Origin of the sequence: Paenibacillus sp. YIM B09110 (assembly GCF_037167145.1) — a bacterium.
Classification (GTDB): Bacteria; Bacillota; Bacilli; order Paenibacillales; family Paenibacillaceae; genus Pristimantibacillus.
In genome coordinates this window covers 68,658-86,938 of the sequence record NZ_JBANSP010000012.1, presented here as the reverse complement: position 1 = coordinate 86,938, position 18,281 = coordinate 68,658, and the positions used below count along the sequence as shown (strand labels likewise).

9 protein-coding genes and 1 pseudogene are annotated in these 18,281 nt (G+C 46.1%); 2 read left to right on the top strand and 8 right to left on the bottom strand.

All coding sequences use genetic code 11. The annotated features are described in order from the left end of the window. Window positions 1-34: 34 nt before the first annotated feature. Entirely contained in the window at window positions 35-2,908 is a 2,874-nt protein-coding gene (locus tag V8F51_RS18540; RefSeq protein ID WP_442956454.1) for a family 78 glycoside hydrolase catalytic domain, read from the bottom strand. Between the two features lie 73 nt (window positions 2,909-2,981). Then, window positions 2,982-5,429 carry a glycoside hydrolase family 2 TIM barrel-domain containing protein gene (locus V8F51_RS18535; protein ID WP_337101851.1) on the bottom strand — a complete coding sequence of 816 codons (2,448 nt, stop codon included), beginning with the start codon at window positions 5,427-5,429 and terminating at the stop codon, window positions 2,982-2,984. Window positions 5,430-5,761: 332 nt separating this feature from the next. Between V8F51_RS18535 and V8F51_RS18530 the strand changes: the two genes are divergently transcribed. Next, window positions 5,762-7,432, top strand: coding sequence for a hypothetical protein (locus tag V8F51_RS18530; RefSeq protein ID WP_337101850.1), 1,671 nt, complete (start codon window positions 5,762-5,764; stop codon window positions 7,430-7,432). 96 nt (window positions 7,433-7,528) lie between these two features. Here V8F51_RS18530 and V8F51_RS18525 read toward each other — a convergent pair whose 3' ends face one another. The 6 genes and pseudogenes from V8F51_RS18525 to V8F51_RS18500 all read right to left on the bottom strand — a co-directional run. Further along, window positions 7,529-8,308, bottom strand: a complete 780-nt coding sequence (locus tag V8F51_RS18525) for a response regulator transcription factor (protein ID WP_337101849.1) — start codon at window positions 8,306-8,308, stop codon at window positions 7,529-7,531. A 29-nt stretch (window positions 8,309-8,337) separates the two neighbouring features. Next, window positions 8,338-10,071: a sensor histidine kinase gene (locus V8F51_RS18520; protein WP_337101848.1), complete on the bottom strand. Its 1,734-nt coding sequence runs from the start codon at window positions 10,069-10,071 to the stop codon at window positions 8,338-8,340. Between the two features lie 173 nt (window positions 10,072-10,244). Next, the gene (locus V8F51_RS18515; protein WP_337101847.1) at window positions 10,245-11,087 is read right to left on the bottom strand and encodes a carbohydrate ABC transporter permease; all 843 of its coding nucleotides are present in this window, start codon (window positions 11,085-11,087) and stop codon (window positions 10,245-10,247) included. Window positions 11,088-11,115: 28 nt separating this feature from the next. Continuing rightward, entirely contained in the window at window positions 11,116-12,036 is a 921-nt protein-coding gene (locus V8F51_RS18510; protein ID WP_337101846.1) for an ABC transporter permease, read from the bottom strand. Window positions 12,037-12,127: 91 nt separating this feature from the next. Beyond that, complete coding sequence (locus V8F51_RS18505; protein ID WP_337101845.1) at window positions 12,128-13,717, bottom strand: ABC transporter substrate-binding protein; 1,590 nt, start codon at window positions 13,715-13,717, stop codon at window positions 12,128-12,130. A 357-nt stretch (window positions 13,718-14,074) separates the two neighbouring features. Next, a pseudogene (locus V8F51_RS18500) lies at window positions 14,075-15,883 on the bottom strand (beta-galactosidase); the annotation flags it as partial. Between the two features lie 268 nt (window positions 15,884-16,151). On the opposite strand from V8F51_RS18500, the gene V8F51_RS18495 reads away from it, so the two are divergent. Next, entirely contained in the window at window positions 16,152-18,236 is a 2,085-nt protein-coding gene (locus V8F51_RS18495; protein WP_337101843.1) for a glycoside hydrolase family 65, read from the top strand. Window positions 18,237-18,281 lie beyond the last annotated feature (45 nt).

The following is an 18,281-nucleotide window of genomic DNA, read 5'->3' as shown; positions in this document are numbered from 1 at the left end:
TTTTTAGATAACGCTTTCACGACCAATTTCCATCTTATTTTTCAATATTATTAACCTCATTCAACGGTAAAGCATTCAATCGCTCATCCAACTGATCGAGAACCCCTGTATCCATTTGGAAGTGCCCCGACAAACTACGGAGCGATGCATCTCCTATGGCCGTGAGGAACTCATCCGGATTATGCTCCATACGGCGTGGGAGAACCTTCTTCATCAGATCCATCAACGATTCGTTCCGAAGAACCGCCTCGTTGCGCATAAGCTCAGCCAAAGGTGTCTTTGAGCTGAAACGCTTCATATATTCTTTAGTTGGAACATATTTGATTTCATAGACTCCACTGGTCAATTCCAAGAGGGACTTGTCTCCTTCTTGCATGCCCTCAATTCCGCTCTCCCCAATTTCTTGACCGTTAATAATCATCGTCGTGATGTCCGAATCAGGAAGCTTGACTGAGGCCGTGGCGCCAAACGGAATGACGAATCGATAGGAAAGATGACCTTCACCGCTGATGCTCCATTCACTCTCATAAAGTCCTACGGCAGATTGGATTTGGGCTTTGGCCCACTTCAGCCTCAGATCGGGTTGAGGCGACAATAAGACACGGCGGAAGCCTGGCGCATCTTCCGTCGGATTGATGCCGGCAATAGAACGGTACATCCATTCTGCAATCGAACCGTACGCATAATGATTGAGCGAGTTCATGCCCATAGGATTGATTTTACCGTCTGGCAGGATCGAATTCCAACGTTCCCAGATCGTAGTGGCTCCCAGCTTCACGGCATAAAGCCAACTTGGATAATCATCGTTAAGCAGCAGCGTGTAAGCAAGGTCGCTGAATCCATTCTCTGATAAGACGCGGCTTAGGTAAGGCGTGCCGACAAAGCCGGTCTTAAGATGCTTCCTATCCAAATGAAGCCGATTGCGCAAACCTTCAACGATCCTTGCTCGGAAAGCATCCGGGACGAGGTCCATGTGTAACGCGATGGTAAATGCGGTTTGCGTATTAATCGTCAATCGACCGTTCTTCGAGAAAAATTCGTCTTCGATCGCTGCCTTCACTTCATCAGAAATTCGTCCGTAATACTCCGCAAGCTCGGATTTTCCAAGAATTCGCGCCGCCTTCGCCACCAACTGCGAAGAATGCCGGTAGTAGGCGGAAGCGATAAAGTCGATATCGGTACCACCCATCGAAGAGCCCGGATCGCTTCCATCAAGGGCTAGCCAATCGCCGAAGTGGAATCCAGTCGTCCACAATCTCCTGCTTCCTGCTTGCTCATCGGACCGGATAATATAATCGACCCAGCCCTTCATGCTATCGAATTGCTGTTCCAGGATGGCTTTGTCCCCGTAGTGGAGATACACGTTCCAAGGAATTATGGTAGCCGCGTCAGCCCATGCGCTGGAACCGCCTGTTTTTACATTAACGGCAGGAACGACACTCGGAACCCATCCGCCGCGGTCTTCCTGCTCCTTGCCCATATCATACCCATATTTCCTGTAGAAACCATAGGAATCCATATTGAAGCATGCCGTTCCGGAGAATACTTGCGCATCCCCTGTCCATCCCATCTTCTCATCTCGCTGATTGCAATCTGTAGGAAGATCAAGGAAATTACCTCTTTGACCCCATAACGCATTCTGGAACAGTCGATTCACATTCGGGTCGCTCGTTTCGATCGTCCCGATCTCCTCGAGATCCGAATAGATGACGCAGCCGGTGAAATCTTCGATGCTCAGCTCACCCGGCCAACCTTCGACTTTAACGTATCTGAACCCGTAGAACGTGAAGTAGGGGCGTACAACTGCTTCTTGTCCGTCAGCTTTATATATATATTCCGCTTTGGCCGTTCGCAAGTTCTCCCGATAGAAGTTGCCGTCTTGCAGCACTTCGCCATGCTGCAGCCGAATAACGGTGCCATTAGGTGCATAGGTTCGGAAACGAAGCCAGCCGACCATGTTCTGCCCCATATCAAGCACGGTCTCTCCTGCCGGGGTATGAATGACCTCGATTGGCGTAATCTCTTGTTTAACAACGACCGGTAAGCTAAGACGCGCTTTCAGCCGCTCATATCCCAGATTCCCTTCCCGTACTGCGAAGGATTCTGAGGACTCGAAGGTCGCGTCGTACACTTCCCCGTCATACAGATTGCCGCTCATTACTTTACTCTTCGTTGCCGTCCAGGAACGATCCGAAGAAATGACAACCGTTGAGCCATCGATGTAGGTTACTACGATATCACATAACAGAGCAAATTCTGAACCGTATAATTCAGCCGCATGACCATCAAAACCAAACCTTCCCTTATACAGCCCATTTCCAAGACTTATCGACACCTGATTCTCACCATTGAACAGCATTTCGGTCACATCATAGGTTTGATATTGCAGCCATTTTTGATAAGCATTAAAGTGAGGAGCAAAATACTCATCGCCGGCTTTCACCCCATTAACTTGCATTTCGTAAAGACCAAGCCCGCAGACATAGGCACGAGCGGAAGCCACCTCTCCGGTTAACTCGAATGTACGTCCGAGCACCGGATGCACATCCTTATCCAGATCGGGGACGATCCATAATCCGTTCCAGGGTTCGTCTAGTTTGGCCGTCTCGAACCAGGCGGTTTCACTGACGGCATGGTCACCATTGTCTGCCCAAACCTCAACATGCCAGTAGTAGCGTGTTCTTGGCTGCAATTCGGTCGGGAGCTCGAACGCGAGACTATCAATATCGTCGCGTTTGCCGCTATCATAAATGACGTTAGAGAATGCTTCATCCAAGGATACTTCGTACCGCGCGGCGGTTTGATTCTTGGCCTCTGTCTCCGTAACAACATAGGAGAACCGCGTCTTGTCGAGCGTGAAGCCTAACGGGTTCGTCATACGGTTTGTTTTAAGTCGAATAATTTTCATTGCAATCTTCCTCTCTGTAAGCAAGATGGCCGTCCTGATGATCATATCGTTTGGCGGCTGTCTCAGCTGCTTATTAAATGCTTTGTACTGGAATCTCTACAGAGACAGCATTAAGTCCGTCCATACTGATCGTCAGTACGGCTGTACCTGCTTCGTAACCCGCACGGACAATCGCAAGCAAGCTGCCCTTATAGGACGTAAACTCGCCTTTAGTATAATTCTCGGTCGTCTGCGGTTTACCAGTGCCGAACGCAGCAAGCGTAGCCACTCCTTCCACGCCCGCAGTTGCCTTGAATTCGGCTGTCGGAACGAGGTTGCCTTCTACATCGACAATCTCCACGATTGCATGAACTAGCGACTTCCCGTCTGCTGCGAGCTCCGTCTTATCAGGGCTAATTCTGATGCCAGCAGGCTTACCAGCGGATTTCAGCAGGTCAGACGAGACTTTCTCGCCGCCTATATAACTTACGGCTTCCAAGATTCCCGGCTCGAAAGCAAGCTCGAACTGAGCCGTATACCTATTGTCTCGACCAGCTGGTTTTCTTCCGAGACTCTTGCCGTTCAGACTCAATTCCACTTCCTCGGCTGACGAGTAGACGTCAACCTTCGCCGATTTTCCTTCGTAGCCGACCCAGCTCCACGCGTTCTCGCAATCCGGCCATCCCCACCTGCCTAGAAGTTCAATCTTACCGTGGTTAGCCGGGTTATGCGAAGCGATAAAAGTCTCGCTCGAACCCCATACGATTCTGCGATAAGCAAGCTGCGGTCGCTCGAAACCGCAAAGGTCGAAATCGGCGTCGTAGGCAGTACGCCACGGATAAGGAGACATATGAACCCGCATAGCGGCCTGTGCAACCTCATCCGGATTCACGTACAATTGTTTGCCGATCCCAGCTTCGCCAAGATAGTCGTGGCTCGTCCAATTGAAATCGCCGATGACGTGAGAGAAGCGCTCAACATCTTGCCAGTAAATATCCATCTCCATCGGCTTGCTTTCGGTGCTGCAGATGACCCGGTTCGGAAATCTTGTGATTGCATCTTCAAAATGATAATTCAAATAGTTATATCCAACGACATCCAATGGGGCGCAGAAGGCTTCGGTATAATCGGGCCACACGCTTCTGCCGAATTCCGAATCCAGATTTTGCACTCCCCCGACTTTCATCGTCTGTTGTCTTAGCCCTTCGAAAAAATTAGCTTGATCTTCATCGTCAAGTCCGTTAAAGAAAGAGCATAGCGAATTGATAATCGGACGTGTCGGGTCAAGCTCACGCACGTAAGCCGCTAGCTTCGTTGCCCATACAGCGCCATCCGACATGCCCCCGCGCTCTGGAACCTCGTTGCCGGTCGACCACATAATGACACAAGGGTGATTGCGGTCTCGCAGAATGAAGGCTTCCATATCCGCTTTCCAATCGGTCTCAAAGTATTGGCTGTAATCATGCGTGTTCTTCTCCATGACCCAGACATCGAACGCTTCATTAATGACGAGCAAGCCTAATCGGTCGCATGCTTCCAGCATATCTCTCGCCATCGGATTGTGGGCGAAACGAATCGCATTATATCCGTTGTCCTTATGGACCTTCATCTTGCGGTATTCGCTGTCATAGAACGACGCTGCGCCAAGGATGCCGTTGTCGTGATGCACGCAGCCGCCCTTTAGTTTAATCGTGCGCCCGTTCAACATGAAACCATTCTTAACGTCGACGGAAATCGTTCGGATTCCGAAAAGCGTGTTGTCTTGATCAAGCACTGACTCGCGATCGGATAATTGAGCTGTTATGCGGTACAAGTTCGGCGAATCAATATCCCACAGATCGGCGTTCTCCACCGCGACCAGCACACGGCCGATTCCCTTCTCGCCTGCGGGAATGTGAACTTTGATTTTGCCTGTGCCTCCTACTTGACCACCATTCTCCTTCTCGATCTTAAGATCCACCCATACGTTTACGTTATTGGCCGTATGGTTCTCGACGGTCGTCTCTACAGTAACAAACGCGGTGCCGTTTACAATATGTGAAGTATGGGCATAAATACCCCACGGCGCAATGTGGATCTTCGGCGCGCACAGAAGATCTACATGGCGGTAAAGACCTGCCCCGGTATACCATCTTGCGTTCGGCTGCGCTCCGTTGTTGACGGTAACCGCCAGACGATTCGTTTTCCCCAGCTTCATATATTGCGTAAGATCCGCGTGGAACGGCGAATAGCCGTAGTGCTGCTTTGTGACAGTATGTCCGTTCAAGGTGACGGTTGTGTTCATGTAAGAGCCGTCGAATTCCACAAGAACCCGCTTACCATCATAATCTTCGGGAATGTCCAGCAACTTGGTGTACGTGCCAACGCCTCCTCCGTAATAGCCCGTTAACGAACCACCAGGTACCTCCGGAGATGTTTCAGTCTCGATGATGAAGTCATGCGGCAAGTTAACCGTTTTAGATTGATTGGTTCCGAATCCTGGAATCGAGGACGGTTTCCCGTTTACGAACTCCCAAGAACGGTTGAGGTTTTCTCTAATCATGAAAAACTCCCCTTTATTCCTTGATACCTCCAATAATAAAGATAAATTCGTTAGGGCACTAACACTCTCACGACATTTTGAATACCGTTTTGACGACTTCCTTTGTTTCGAGATTAATTACCAGTTAAAATACCTAAAAAATGACATGTAAACGCTTAAAATTGACCCATTGAACGATTAAAGAGTGACACGTATGCTTGTGAAAGCGGATTCATAACTGGACATAAAGATTTTTCTATCCTAATACGCAGCGAAAGGGGGGCAAACTGGATTATACTCACTCGACTGGTCTACTCTTAGGTAAGAGCTATTAACAATCGGAGGCGAATATGATGAAGAAAAAATTATTCACTGTCATGCTAATGATATTTCTTATTTTATCACTGGCCACAAGTGCATCAGCCACCAGCGAATCAACAAACAGCCTATTCCTCCCCCATTCAGATGGGATCGGAGATATTGAAATAAATACTATTCCATTACCTAGTCATGTAATCCTCCGGGAAGCTTATTACACTTTCTCAGGAAAAATTATAATTGCATACAAGACGGCGGCTGATCTCACTGTACCTGACTATACAAACATCGCTACTCTTAATCATGACGGAACGAATTTCCAGACCATTTTCTCCGGATTGATCCCCGTAGGACCGAAGTCAGGCGGACTCCGATATATTCCGTTTCGTGATAACACGCGCGTATTAATTGGGGATTATGTTCTGGAGTGTGCACAGAGTTTAGACAATTGCTCTAGCACGCAATTAATTCCTATCGAATACCCATCCATCATCGAAAATAACCCAATGACAGTCAAAACGTGGTCTGAAGTCATTGTTGCACCTGACAATACGCATATTAGTTGGACGACACTCCGTGCGACTGGATCTGCAGTTCTGTTCGGTTCTCTGGTACGTGATACAGATAAATATGTAGTAAATAACCCTCAGATTATTAGTACGGTAGAAGCCTTTAGGAATGATCCGAATAACCCAGGCTTTGTTATTCCGAATACGATACGAGGAGGAGAAGTAAAACAGTTTGTAAAGGGAGGAAACGCAATATCACTTGTAGGCGCACTTGGAAGAAGTACAACGGATTCCATTGTCCAACACCTAGATTCTGGTAACTTGACGCAAATTACGTATACCCCAGGCTACGACGAAACGACTATATTCTCCCCAGATGAACGTCTAGGTATCGTGATGAGTACCAGATTCTCCGAACAAACTGATCCTGCTATATTCGGATTACTTCCTAGACCTCACGGTGCACTAAACCTAGGGCAATTAAATGGAATTCTTTATACGTACTCCATTTCGAACGTTCGTCAGTTTAGGGAAGGCAGCATTGGGCCGGTTCTAATTGACATTAATCGTTCTAAGTACCAACCAGGATATAAGGGAGTTCCGCTGAATACGGATGAGGATTGGGTTTTCACCTCTCCGATGTCGTGGCATCCAGATGGTAAGCACGCATTGTGGCAGGAAATGTACAAAGGCACGAATACAAAACGTCTTCAAAGAGTGACGCTTCTTGATTATCAACCGCATGCCCCTGTGCCTGCTCAAACAACGACTGAAAATATTCCCTATGGCATTTCAGACCTAACCGTACTAGATAGCACAAATATGAATCTTAATATGGATGTGAAAATTAAAGGCAATCATTCTGGACAAATGTCATATAAAAACACGCTTAATCCAGACTACACTACATCATCGAAAATTGAGTACGTAAACTATAGTGATGATGGGTTAAGTTATTACAATGGGACTGAAACGATGAAACTTAACTTCTTAGGCGTAACTCGATATGAAGCTAACTTACAAGCAACAGGCCTAAGACAGGGGGAAATGAATATCAGAGCGACTTTCGCGTCAGGCGGCTCCTATTTGTCACCTACAAATCTATTGTTTGATATCGATGTTGACGGCTTACCTAAGAGCTATGGGTACGCTACTTATTATGGTACTACTCTAAATATCGAAGATCTTATTGAATAATCCATCTGTGTGTAAGGCTTTGTAAGACATTCGTCGTCATAATGGGTGTGATCTAGAGTGTAGGATAAAACAAACCTGCTCCACAGAGCAGGTTTGTTATTTTCTAATTCTCATTCTTTTGTACTCGCTCGGCTTGCAACCTACCGCTTTTTCGAACAGCTTCGAAAAATGAGTCGTATCTGTATAACCTACCATTTGGCATATCTCATAAATCCTTAGTTCGGTCTTCTCCAGTAGCTCCTTCGAGCGCTCGATTCTGACTTGCGTTAAATACTCCAGATACGTCTGACCCGTCTTCTCTTTAAACAGTTGACTTAGATAATGTAAGTTGATAAAGAAACGATTCGATAAATCTGCTAAACTAATGTTTTTGTCAAAATTTTCGAAGATGTACTGTTTGATTTCCACGATCACATCCTTCTTCTTCAAGACAGTATCGTCTTCCTCCACACGGATATCTGGACTAGCTACTTGTTCAGGAGTCTTTTCTTTATCCCTTTCTTTCTCGATCTCGCGAATGATACTTCTAACGCAATGCTGCAGTTCCTCTTCTTCAATGGGTTTATTCAAATAAAATTTGACGCCTAAGTGCATGCCTTTCCTAGCGTACTCAAATTCCGAATAACCGCTTAGGATTATGAATTTGGAATCAACACCTTCGCTTACAAGCGTTTGAACCATTTCCAGACCGTCTTTCCTTAACATTCGGATATCTGTTATCACTATATCTGGATGTAGCTCGCGCACCATATTAACACCATCGATCCCGTCATGTGCGTATCCGACCACTTTGCATTCCGGTAAATATCGGGGGATAATCACTTTCAAGCCGTCTATGATCCCTTTCTCGTCATCAACCAGCATCACTGTGTACACAGACCCCGCCCTCCTTGTTCGCTAGTCATTTATTGGAGCGGAATCAATAATTCAACAAAAGTACCCGTTCCTTCTTCCGATCCAATTCTTATATAATAATGTTCTCCATATTGGATTTTGAGACGCTCTGCTATATTGCGCAGGCCAATACCTTCAAGCGTATCTGCGTCCACGAACGCGCTTGCTCCCACATCAACAGCTTGATGCAGATTAGCATTGATTTGGCGTATTTTCTCGTCGGTCAACACCTTTCCGTTATCCACGATTCGAATCAAAACATCGTTTGGAGTGATACGAGATTCCTCGATTTTAATAATTAATGGTTTGGAATAATCTCGAAATCCATGCTTAATGCTATTTTCTACGATCGGCTGAAAAGAAATCGGAATAATCTGTGCGTCTAATACTTGATCGCTCAGATTCACTTCCAAGGTAAATCGGTTATCATATCGAATGTTTTGGAGGAATAAATAATTAGCAGCATATTCCACTTCGTTGCGTACCCGATTGTGATCGATTTGCATGCCTAGCGAATGCTTGAACATTCTCGCCAACCTTTTGATCATTTCTGCTATATCGTCCTGGCGCTTCACAACGGCCTTCATGCGTATCGACTCCAACGTGTTGTATAACATATGAGGATTAATCTGAGCTTGAAGGGCAAGAAATTGGGCTTGTTTGCGCTTTATCCCTGCGATGTAAACATCTTCGATTAACTCTTTATTTTTCTGAATCATATTGTTGTAACTCTTGATCAAACCGCTAATTTCATCATTGGACGATGGGACCTGACTTAATACAGAGTAGTTTCCCAACTCCACTTGCTTCATGCTCCTTCGCAAATCCAGAATCGGTCTGGTAATGCGGTAACTGAAAATGGTTGAAATCATGATAATGAACAGCAAACATACGACGATTGCCAATGAAGTGACATGTTCAATGGTTTTGATTCCCGCCAACAGTTTGTCCAGAGGAATTTCCGTACTAATCAGATATCCCCCTCCGCCCGTTTCTTGCGAAAGAACAATCCGGTCGCTTTTATCTCCATCACCGTCTGGATGGTAGGCAGCGCCGATGACTTGTTGCCATGGAATTTTCCCGGTCGCCGCATCCGAATGATAGATCAATTGGTTATGTTCGCCCGTAATCATCAGACGAATGCCGTACCGGTTTCCGATTGACAAAAAATCTTTACTCAGTTGTATAAGATTAGCAGGATTCATATCAAGTAAAATGATTCCCGCATAGGAACCGTCGTAATCCCATAATACCCGCCCTACGGTGAACGCAGCCCCGCTCTTGTCAATGCTGTAATAAGATTTATCATGTACAGCGGTAACAAACATTGCTTGTTTCGACTCTCGAATATGGCTGTACCAAGATTGCTCCCGCAGGATTGTCGTGTTAACCTTATCCGCAGCTTTGGTGTAATGGTGAATTTCACCTCGCACGTCAACAAGCATGATCGTTTCGATTTCCTGATATACTGCCGACAATCGCCCGAAGAATCTCTGAAGAACTTCCTTGTTCTCAATAGTTTGATCCATTGTAAAGGGAGTCTCGTTACCCAAGATTTTCATAATGTCCCTCTCAAGCAAGACAGACCTTGTTGATTTGTTGTGCTGGTCCAAAAAAAGTTCTAGGTTTGTCGTAGCCTGCGAAATATATAGGGAAGCAAACTCCTGAGAAGCCTCCTCCACACTCTTCGAAGATATCTGATAAACAGTAACACTAATGATAAATATCGGAACAATAGAAGCCACGAAATAACTGATTAACAGTTTATTTCGCAGCCTCCATTCTCTTACTCGCTTACCTATGCCTATGGATCTCTTTACCAAGTAGTATCCCCTGCTTCCTGCATCGTATTACTACGCTTGGTGGAACTAATGCCGGCCCATTAAATTGTACACGATGCAGTCAGCAGGAGCGAATATTAACCCTTTACCGAACCAAGCATAGCGCCTTTTACAAAATACTTTTGCAGGAACGGATAGATAATGATAATCGGGATGATGGAGAACGCTATAGTAACAGATCGTAATGTTCTAGCATTATAGTTCAATTGCGATATATCTCCAATGATCGGGAATTCGTTGTCACTTGTAATGAATTGTCTGATCTTGAGCTGCAACGGGAACCAATCCGGATCATTGATGAAAAGTAATGGATGCTGGAATTGATTCCAAATCACAACTGCGTAGAACAGCCCTAGTGTAGCTAGTACAGCCTTGGACAACGGAAGGACAAGACTAAACAACGTTCTAAAGTAGCCTGCCCCCTCTACAACGGCTGCCTCCTCCAATTCTGCAGGAAATTGTTGAAAGAAAGTTCTCATAATTACAAGATTGAACGCTGTCAGGATATGTGGAATAAACAGTACCAATGGATTGTTGTAAAGCCCGATTTCTTTCACAGTAAGAAAGTATGGAATAAGCGGTGCCTTAAAGACCATCGTGATGACGGCAGCAATCATCACTAACTTTCCAAGCTTAAATTCTTTCTTCGTTAAAGGGTAAGCGGTCAAAGCTGTAATGAGCAAGCTCAATACGGTACCGATGACCGTCGAAACTAATGTAATTGTGAAGGATCTCCAAAGATCCGGTCGGTCCAGCACATATTTCCATGATTCCAAAGTGAAGCCTTTCGGCCAAAAGGAAACCGAATTCAGTTCAACCGGCAACCTGGAGCTGAACGATACGGAAAGCACCGAGAGGAGCGGAACGAGAGCGATCGCCGCAACGACGCAAAGTAAAATGACTATAATGGTTTGTAGCACTCTTTCTCCAAAGGACAGAGATATCATCTTACCATAACCCCCCGCCCGAAACTTTTTTGGATATTCGATTGAATATCAAGACCAATATAAAGCCTATGATGGCTTGGAAGAGACCTACCGCTGTGGCAAAACTGTATCGCGCTTCCTGAATGCCTGTCCTGAAAACATAAGTGTCGATGATATCACCCACTGAATATGTCATAGGAGTTAGCAAGTTGTAGACATGGTCGAATCCAAGTTCCATAAAATTCCCTAGATCGAGCAGGAAGAGTACTAGAATGGTTGGAATCAGCAGCGGCAGAGTGATATGCAACATTTGTTTGAATCGGGATGCCCCGTCGATAACAGCCGCCTCATAAACCTGGGCATCGATGGAGCTAATCGCGGCGAGGTAGACGATTGTTCCCCAACCCGCATCCCGCCATATGCCTGTTAAAACATAAATCCAACGAAAGGACTCTTCTTGCTGCATAAGCAAGATAGGCTCCATGCCGAACCAATCTCGAATCGTGTTGAACATCCCGCTGAGCGAGAACACATCGAACGCAATACCCGCGATAATAACCCATGACAGAAAATGCGGGATATAGAGCGCCGTTTGAATGGTTTTTTTCAGTAGCGCTAATCTAACTTCATTGAGAAACAAAGCCAGCGCGATCGGTACCGGGAAGACGATAGCGATTTTTAGAAACCCCAGAATTAAAGTATTCGTGAATATTCGATAAAAATCGGGCGACTTAAACAGTATCTCAAAATGCTTGAAACCGACCCAAGTGCTTTCGAGCATCCCTTTAAACACGGAATACTCTTGGAATGCTATGATGGATCCTCCCATGGGAATGAACTTAAAAATGATGAAAAAGACAATGCCCGGAATTGCCATGACATACAATGGCCAATGACGCCGAACATTGTGAACCAGTCCTTTCGAAGAAGATGCTGTGTTCATTGGTAGCCCCTCCACTCCTTCTCTTTATAATGAAAGGGCAACCCCTTAATGCAGATTGCCCTCTTCAACAGTCTTACGGCTTATATGATGATTACTTCACTTTGGCATACCATTCTCTAGCTTTCTTAGTCACTTCCTCTCCACCGGATTTGTTCCACTTCTCGACAAACTCGTCGAATTTCTCGATCGGATACGTGCCGATAATAATCTTAGTCGCGTATTCGAACCAAAGCGTGTTATTCCTAATGTCAGGATAATTCTCATAAATACTGGAAGGCAAACCATCCCCTCCAATTACTTTCACAAATTGCTGAAGTTCTTTCATGTTAGTGATGCTCTGTTCATATCGCCACTTGTTCTCTGGTGTTGCGCTCTCCAATAGCAGATTCTCTTGGAATTCCATCGAACCGAACTGATAGAAGGGAGCAAGCATATTTTGTTGCGTGCTCTTGTCTTCTGGCAATCTCACTCTCTTACCATCAACTACCTCATGATGCATTCCCTCGACTCCCATATACATGTCTACCCACTTGGAGTCATCGGCATATTCATTCAGGAATTTCAAGCTCGCCATCAGATGTTGCTCGTCTTGTTGCGCGCTAACGACCCATGCAGGTGAGCCCACTTGTTTCGTAGAAATATATCCTTTTCCTTCATACCCCGGTGCTTCAATTACAGGTAGTACTGCAATGTCGGCCTTCACGCCAGCCGCCATCTCAAGTTTCTCTAGATGTTCAAAAGCACCTTGACCCCAGTGGTAGTAATTCCCTACCGTATTATTGTCGATTTTGCCATCCCATGCCGCTTTATCGTTTAGGAATGTTTCTGGGTCCATTAATTTTTCTTTGTACAAAGTAGAGATAAACGCCAAGGCATCCTTCATGTTCGGCGTTACTGCAGAGAAGGTTAACTCGCCATCGTATACATCCCAGTCAGGGAAGCCTTCCACCATTGCAATACCATATTGGTTAAAGAGATGGTCCATCCAACGGGCATTTTCTCGGCCCCCGGTCGGGATCTCATCAGCCAAGTTATTGCCATTCGGATCTTTCTCCTTAAACGCTTTCAGGACATTGACGTATTCCGCCTGCGTTTTTGGCATCTCCAGCCCAACCTTCTCAAGCCAATCCTTACGAATCAACCCTGTCGTCTTCTCGTAAGTTTTCATCTCCGGCACCCAGTAGATGCGCCCTTGACCTGTCGGATCGTTGGCTTTCACGATATCCCATACTTCTTTGGGGATACGTTCCCATAGTTTCGGAGCATGCTTAGGCAATAAATCAGTCAAATCGGTTATCGCGCCGCTCCTTGCAAGATCGGCTTCATTTCCATTGAAAGGCAGAAACACATTCGGCATCTCGCCGGCAGCGATCTTCGTGTTTAAGGTATTCAAATAGTCCGTTCCGCCGTTCCATTCGACATAGGGGCTAATCGTACCTACTCCTAACAGTTTCACGTATAAATTGTACAAAGGGCTTCCTTTATCCACGCCCTTGAATCCCGTATTTGAAGTCCATACTTCGATATCAACGATTTCATTCTCCGCTTGCGGCTGACCAGAATTATTACTCGATCCAGATGGCGAAGGCTCGTTATTCGATGAGTTCGACGAACAGCCTGCGATAATACTTATCATGATCACTGCGATCATGAGCAAAACAACACTCTTTTTTCTAAACATGTCTTTCCCCCTCATTCATTTGATTTTCAAGCGCTATCATGTTCATGTTGATTCACTGTGTGCGCTTACAAACAGAATAGATTATAGCGCTTTCATATTAAACAGGCAGATTTGGGGAGAAACTAGGGCATTTTTTAGATTCGTTCAAAGTGTATCAAATTGACAGACTTCGACTTCATACGGTGCTAATTGCAACCTATCTTCGTAAATCCGATTTGTCGTTAAGCCTTTGCCACCTCGAGAAAGGGATACGGATTGTTCCAGAGAAGTCGTGTTCACAAACATTACATGTTCTCCAATCCGCCTTGCAACCACGCCAATTGGCGTTTCCGGTCCTTTCTGTATATTAAGCTGTACGTAATATTGGTTTAACAGTATTTTCATAAGGTCAATCTGAGCCGGAACGGCTACGTAAACCGCTTTCCCCTTACCGTATGCATTCACAGTAATCGCAGGCAATTCCCTCTCCAAATTAGAAAAGGCGGCCAATATTTCTGCCGTATTTGGCTCCAGTATTTCATAATAATCAATAGTTATATCCAAATCCTGATTTCCAATCCTTATATTTGGATGTTCGCGTCGAAGGTCCATTTTTTTCTTTTGAAGTCCACCTTCATTGGCATCAGAATGATGGTAAACCGGACGTTCAAAAGCATTCGCGCGAATTCCGAATACATCGCTAAGCCTGCCTGGCAATGACGTGTCGAATACACGATTGTACTCATCCACTTTGGCAGAATAAGCCGTCATAACGACTGTCCCTCCCTGCTCCACGAATTGTCTGATTGACTGGGCAGAGGCTTCGTCCATCAAGCAATGTCCAGGAACGATGAGAAGCTTATAATTCTTCTCGATATTGCGAAGATTCACCATATTGCAGTCAACATTATCCGAGTTAATAGCCAAAAAGGTTTGCATCATCTGATCGATATATGCTGTTTTGTAATACCCTTTCTGGTTTTCGGATACTTTAAACGACTCAAAAGAGTAAGCAAGAGCCACTTCTGGCTGCGGCATGTAGGGAAGACCAACATCCTTCAGCTTCTCCATCTCATGAGCAAATTGACGATATTCATCCCATTTCCTTCCTGTTCGTCCGTCATGATCGAGCAGACCAAACAAATACTGCTCTTCACCGCCTAGCATTGATCTCCACGTCCAGGCGCATACCGCTTCTGCCCGGAAAAGTAAAGACAGATAGGCGTACATCCTGAGACTACCCTTCGGAGGTCCGTAGGCCCCAAAGGAACCCGTCTGGAATTCCAGGCACCATATCGGCTTGTCCAACTCGCCTATCCGATGAATCATCCCAAAGCAAGCGCCAAAAAGCGCATTGCGGTCCTCCGGATTAACACCAGGGTAAAACCCTATTCCCGGCAGATCAAATATGTTGCCGTATTCCTTTAAATAATCGAAACCATACCCAGGATGTTCACTCCAGTGGTTAGTCGATTCTTTGGCATTCGGTGCGTTTGTTCTGACAATACGGCTTAAACCATGAAGATAAGAGAGTTGCTCGTCCGAGAAGAACCTCCACATATCCAGCATTCTCTCCGGCGCTCCGTTCAGAGCACCGGCTACAGGAAACTCGGCATCTTCGAAGCTGTTCAGACACCGGGACCATCTTTGCGCCGCCCATGCCTGATTTAACTGCTCAATACTGTCATATTTTTGCCTTAGCCATTGAACATACCGCCTGCGTGCCTCTTTAGAAAAGCTGGGCATACCGCTGCCAACCTCATTGCATAAGCCAAATGCATGCAACGCGGGATGATCGGCGTACCGCTTGGTAATGATTTCGGCGAATCGGAACGCATACTCCTGAAACATAGGATTCCCTACGTCTTCCATATAACGGTGAACCGCAGGCAGCCGATTCCCATTACGGTCCACAAGGTCTATCTCTGGGTATTTCTTATGAAGCCATGTTGGGGATGGACGCGTCGCAATATCGAGAACGACCTTCATCCCCGCGACATTAAATAATTGCATTACCTCGTCAAACCACTCAAAGGTATAGTAACCTTCCGAAGGCTCAAAGCTGTCCCAGCAGAGATGACCGAGCCGGACCAGGTTGAATCCGGCTTTCTTCATCAAGCGAATATCCTCTGGCCAACGACTCTTTGGCCAATCATGAGGATGGTAGTTGGTCCCTACATAGATCATATCTAAGCACCTCATCATTTATTTGGATATCAATCCAAGAAAATAAAATCACTGAATATTTATTAACGATATCCCAACCAGTTCTTCTCTTAAACAGGCGGATTTAAGGATTTACTAGGGCATTTTTTGGGGCATTCCATGTTAGGGTCGGTGGAAGAAAAAACAAAAAAATGACCTAGTGGAAACTTAAAAACCACTCTTTATGGGCACTCTCAACCAACGTATATTAGTTGTAAGCGGATACATCTCTATAGTGGAATTTGAAAGGATGAAACATATGTATACCATAAATAGGAAATCACTCGTACGTCGCCATAATCCCATAATCCAAGGCTTTAATCCTTTTTCTTCACTTACTGTGGGAAACGGGAATTACGCTTTCACCGTCGACGCAACGGGTTTGCAAACCTTTCCCGAGATGTACGAGAATGGCGGTGTCGCGCTTGGGCATATGTCGAATTGGGGTTGGCACACTTCACCTAATCCAAAGGGCTATGAAACAGAAAAATTCCCCAAAACCAATTACACGACATATAACGGTAGAACAGTTGGTTATCCCTATATGCCGCATAATGAGACTAGTGAAGAATATAGATGGCTGCGACTTAATCCGCATCGTCTGCATCTTGGAGCGGTCAAATTTCTTCTTACACTCCCTTCAGGTGAACCGGCACTGCCAGAAAACCTGCTAAATATCAAGCAATCGCTGGATCTATGGACAGGCGTCATCTCAAGCAACTTCAATTTGTCAGACGAAGCTGTTTCTGTGTTGACGTGTTGCCATCCGGAAGAAGACATTCTTGCCGTTAAGGTGACATCAGATCTCCTTTCAAAAGGTCAGCTCAAGCTGGCGTTGCAATTTCCTTACGGGAGTGAAGCTTTTGGAGGATCAGGCGCGGTATGGGATCGCCCGGAGGAACACAGGACCGAGATCGATGCGTCAACAAACCGATCTGTCAGACTCCGGCGAATATTGGATCAAAACGGGTATTTTGTCACAGCACAATGGTCAAACGGCGCGCTTGAATGTGATTCCGCCGATCCTCATCATCTTGTGTTACGTCCGTCAACTGATGAGTTAGAATTCGTTATTCGATTCTCTCAGGAAACATCGACCGTTGCTCTTCCAGAATTTGATCAAGTGTTAGCACGCACAAAGAACTTTTGGCCTGCTTTTTGGGACAACGGCGCAGCCATAGAACTTGAAGGAAGCAAGGACAAGCGCGCCCATGAGCTGGAACGGCGGATCGTGCTTTCACAATATTTGACTGCCGTGCAGTCATCCGGATCGCTTCCCCCACAGGAAACAGGTCTGACGATGAATAGCTGGGCCGGTAAGTTTCACTTGGAGATGCATTGGTGGCACTCTGTTCATTTTGCCTTATGGAATCGTCCTGAATTGCTTGAAAATAATATGAATTGGTACCAAAAAATGCTTCCTAGAGCCATGGATACCGCGCAATCACAAGGATATACAGGTGCCCGTTGGCCAAAGTGCATTGCAGCGGAGGGCATTCAATCCCCCTGCTATATCGAGCCGTTTCTGATTTGGCAGCAGCCCCATCCGATCTATTTCGCCGAACTGCTGTATTCCATACGAAACGATCAAGACACATTGGAACGTTATGCAGATATCGTTTTTCAAAGCGCGGATTTCATGGCCTCCTTTGCGGAATGGGATGACGTGAAAAAACGTTATGTTTTAGGACCTCCTGTTGCTCCGGCGCAGGAAATTTACGATCATTCGGTCACTATGAACCCAACCTTCGAGCTTGCTTATTGGACTTTCGGCTTGTCCGTAGCAAACCAATGGAGAGAGCGGCTTGGTTTAACGCGAGTGGACATTTGGGATCACGTACTAAAAAATTTGTCTCCTCTACCTGTAGTGGACGGGCTTTATGTTGCTGCCGAGACGGTTCCTGACACATTCAGCGGCCTGACTGGCGTAAACGACCACCCTACCATGCTCGCCGCACTAGGTTTACTGCCGGGATTAATGACGGATCCTCATACGATGCGCCGGACGCTGCACGAAGTCATCCGAGTATGGAATTGGGATACGACCTGGGGCTGGGACTATCCCATGATGGCCATGACGGCAGCGCGACTCGGCGAAGGCGAATTAGCTGTTGATCTTCTCATGATGGACGCGGTTAAGAATATCTATCTGCCGAACGGCCACAATTACCAGACCAACAGACTGCCGATTTATCTGCCCGGCAACGGGGGCTTATTGGCGGCGGTCGCCATGATGGCAGGCGGCTGGCTGGGAAGTCCTGATACATTCGCTCCCGGTTTTCCTCAGGACGGTACTTGGATCGTACGGCACGAAGGTTTGAACAAAATGCTGTGATCCCTATCCATCCCCTTAGACGTCAGTGGCCGCATCGAACCCGAA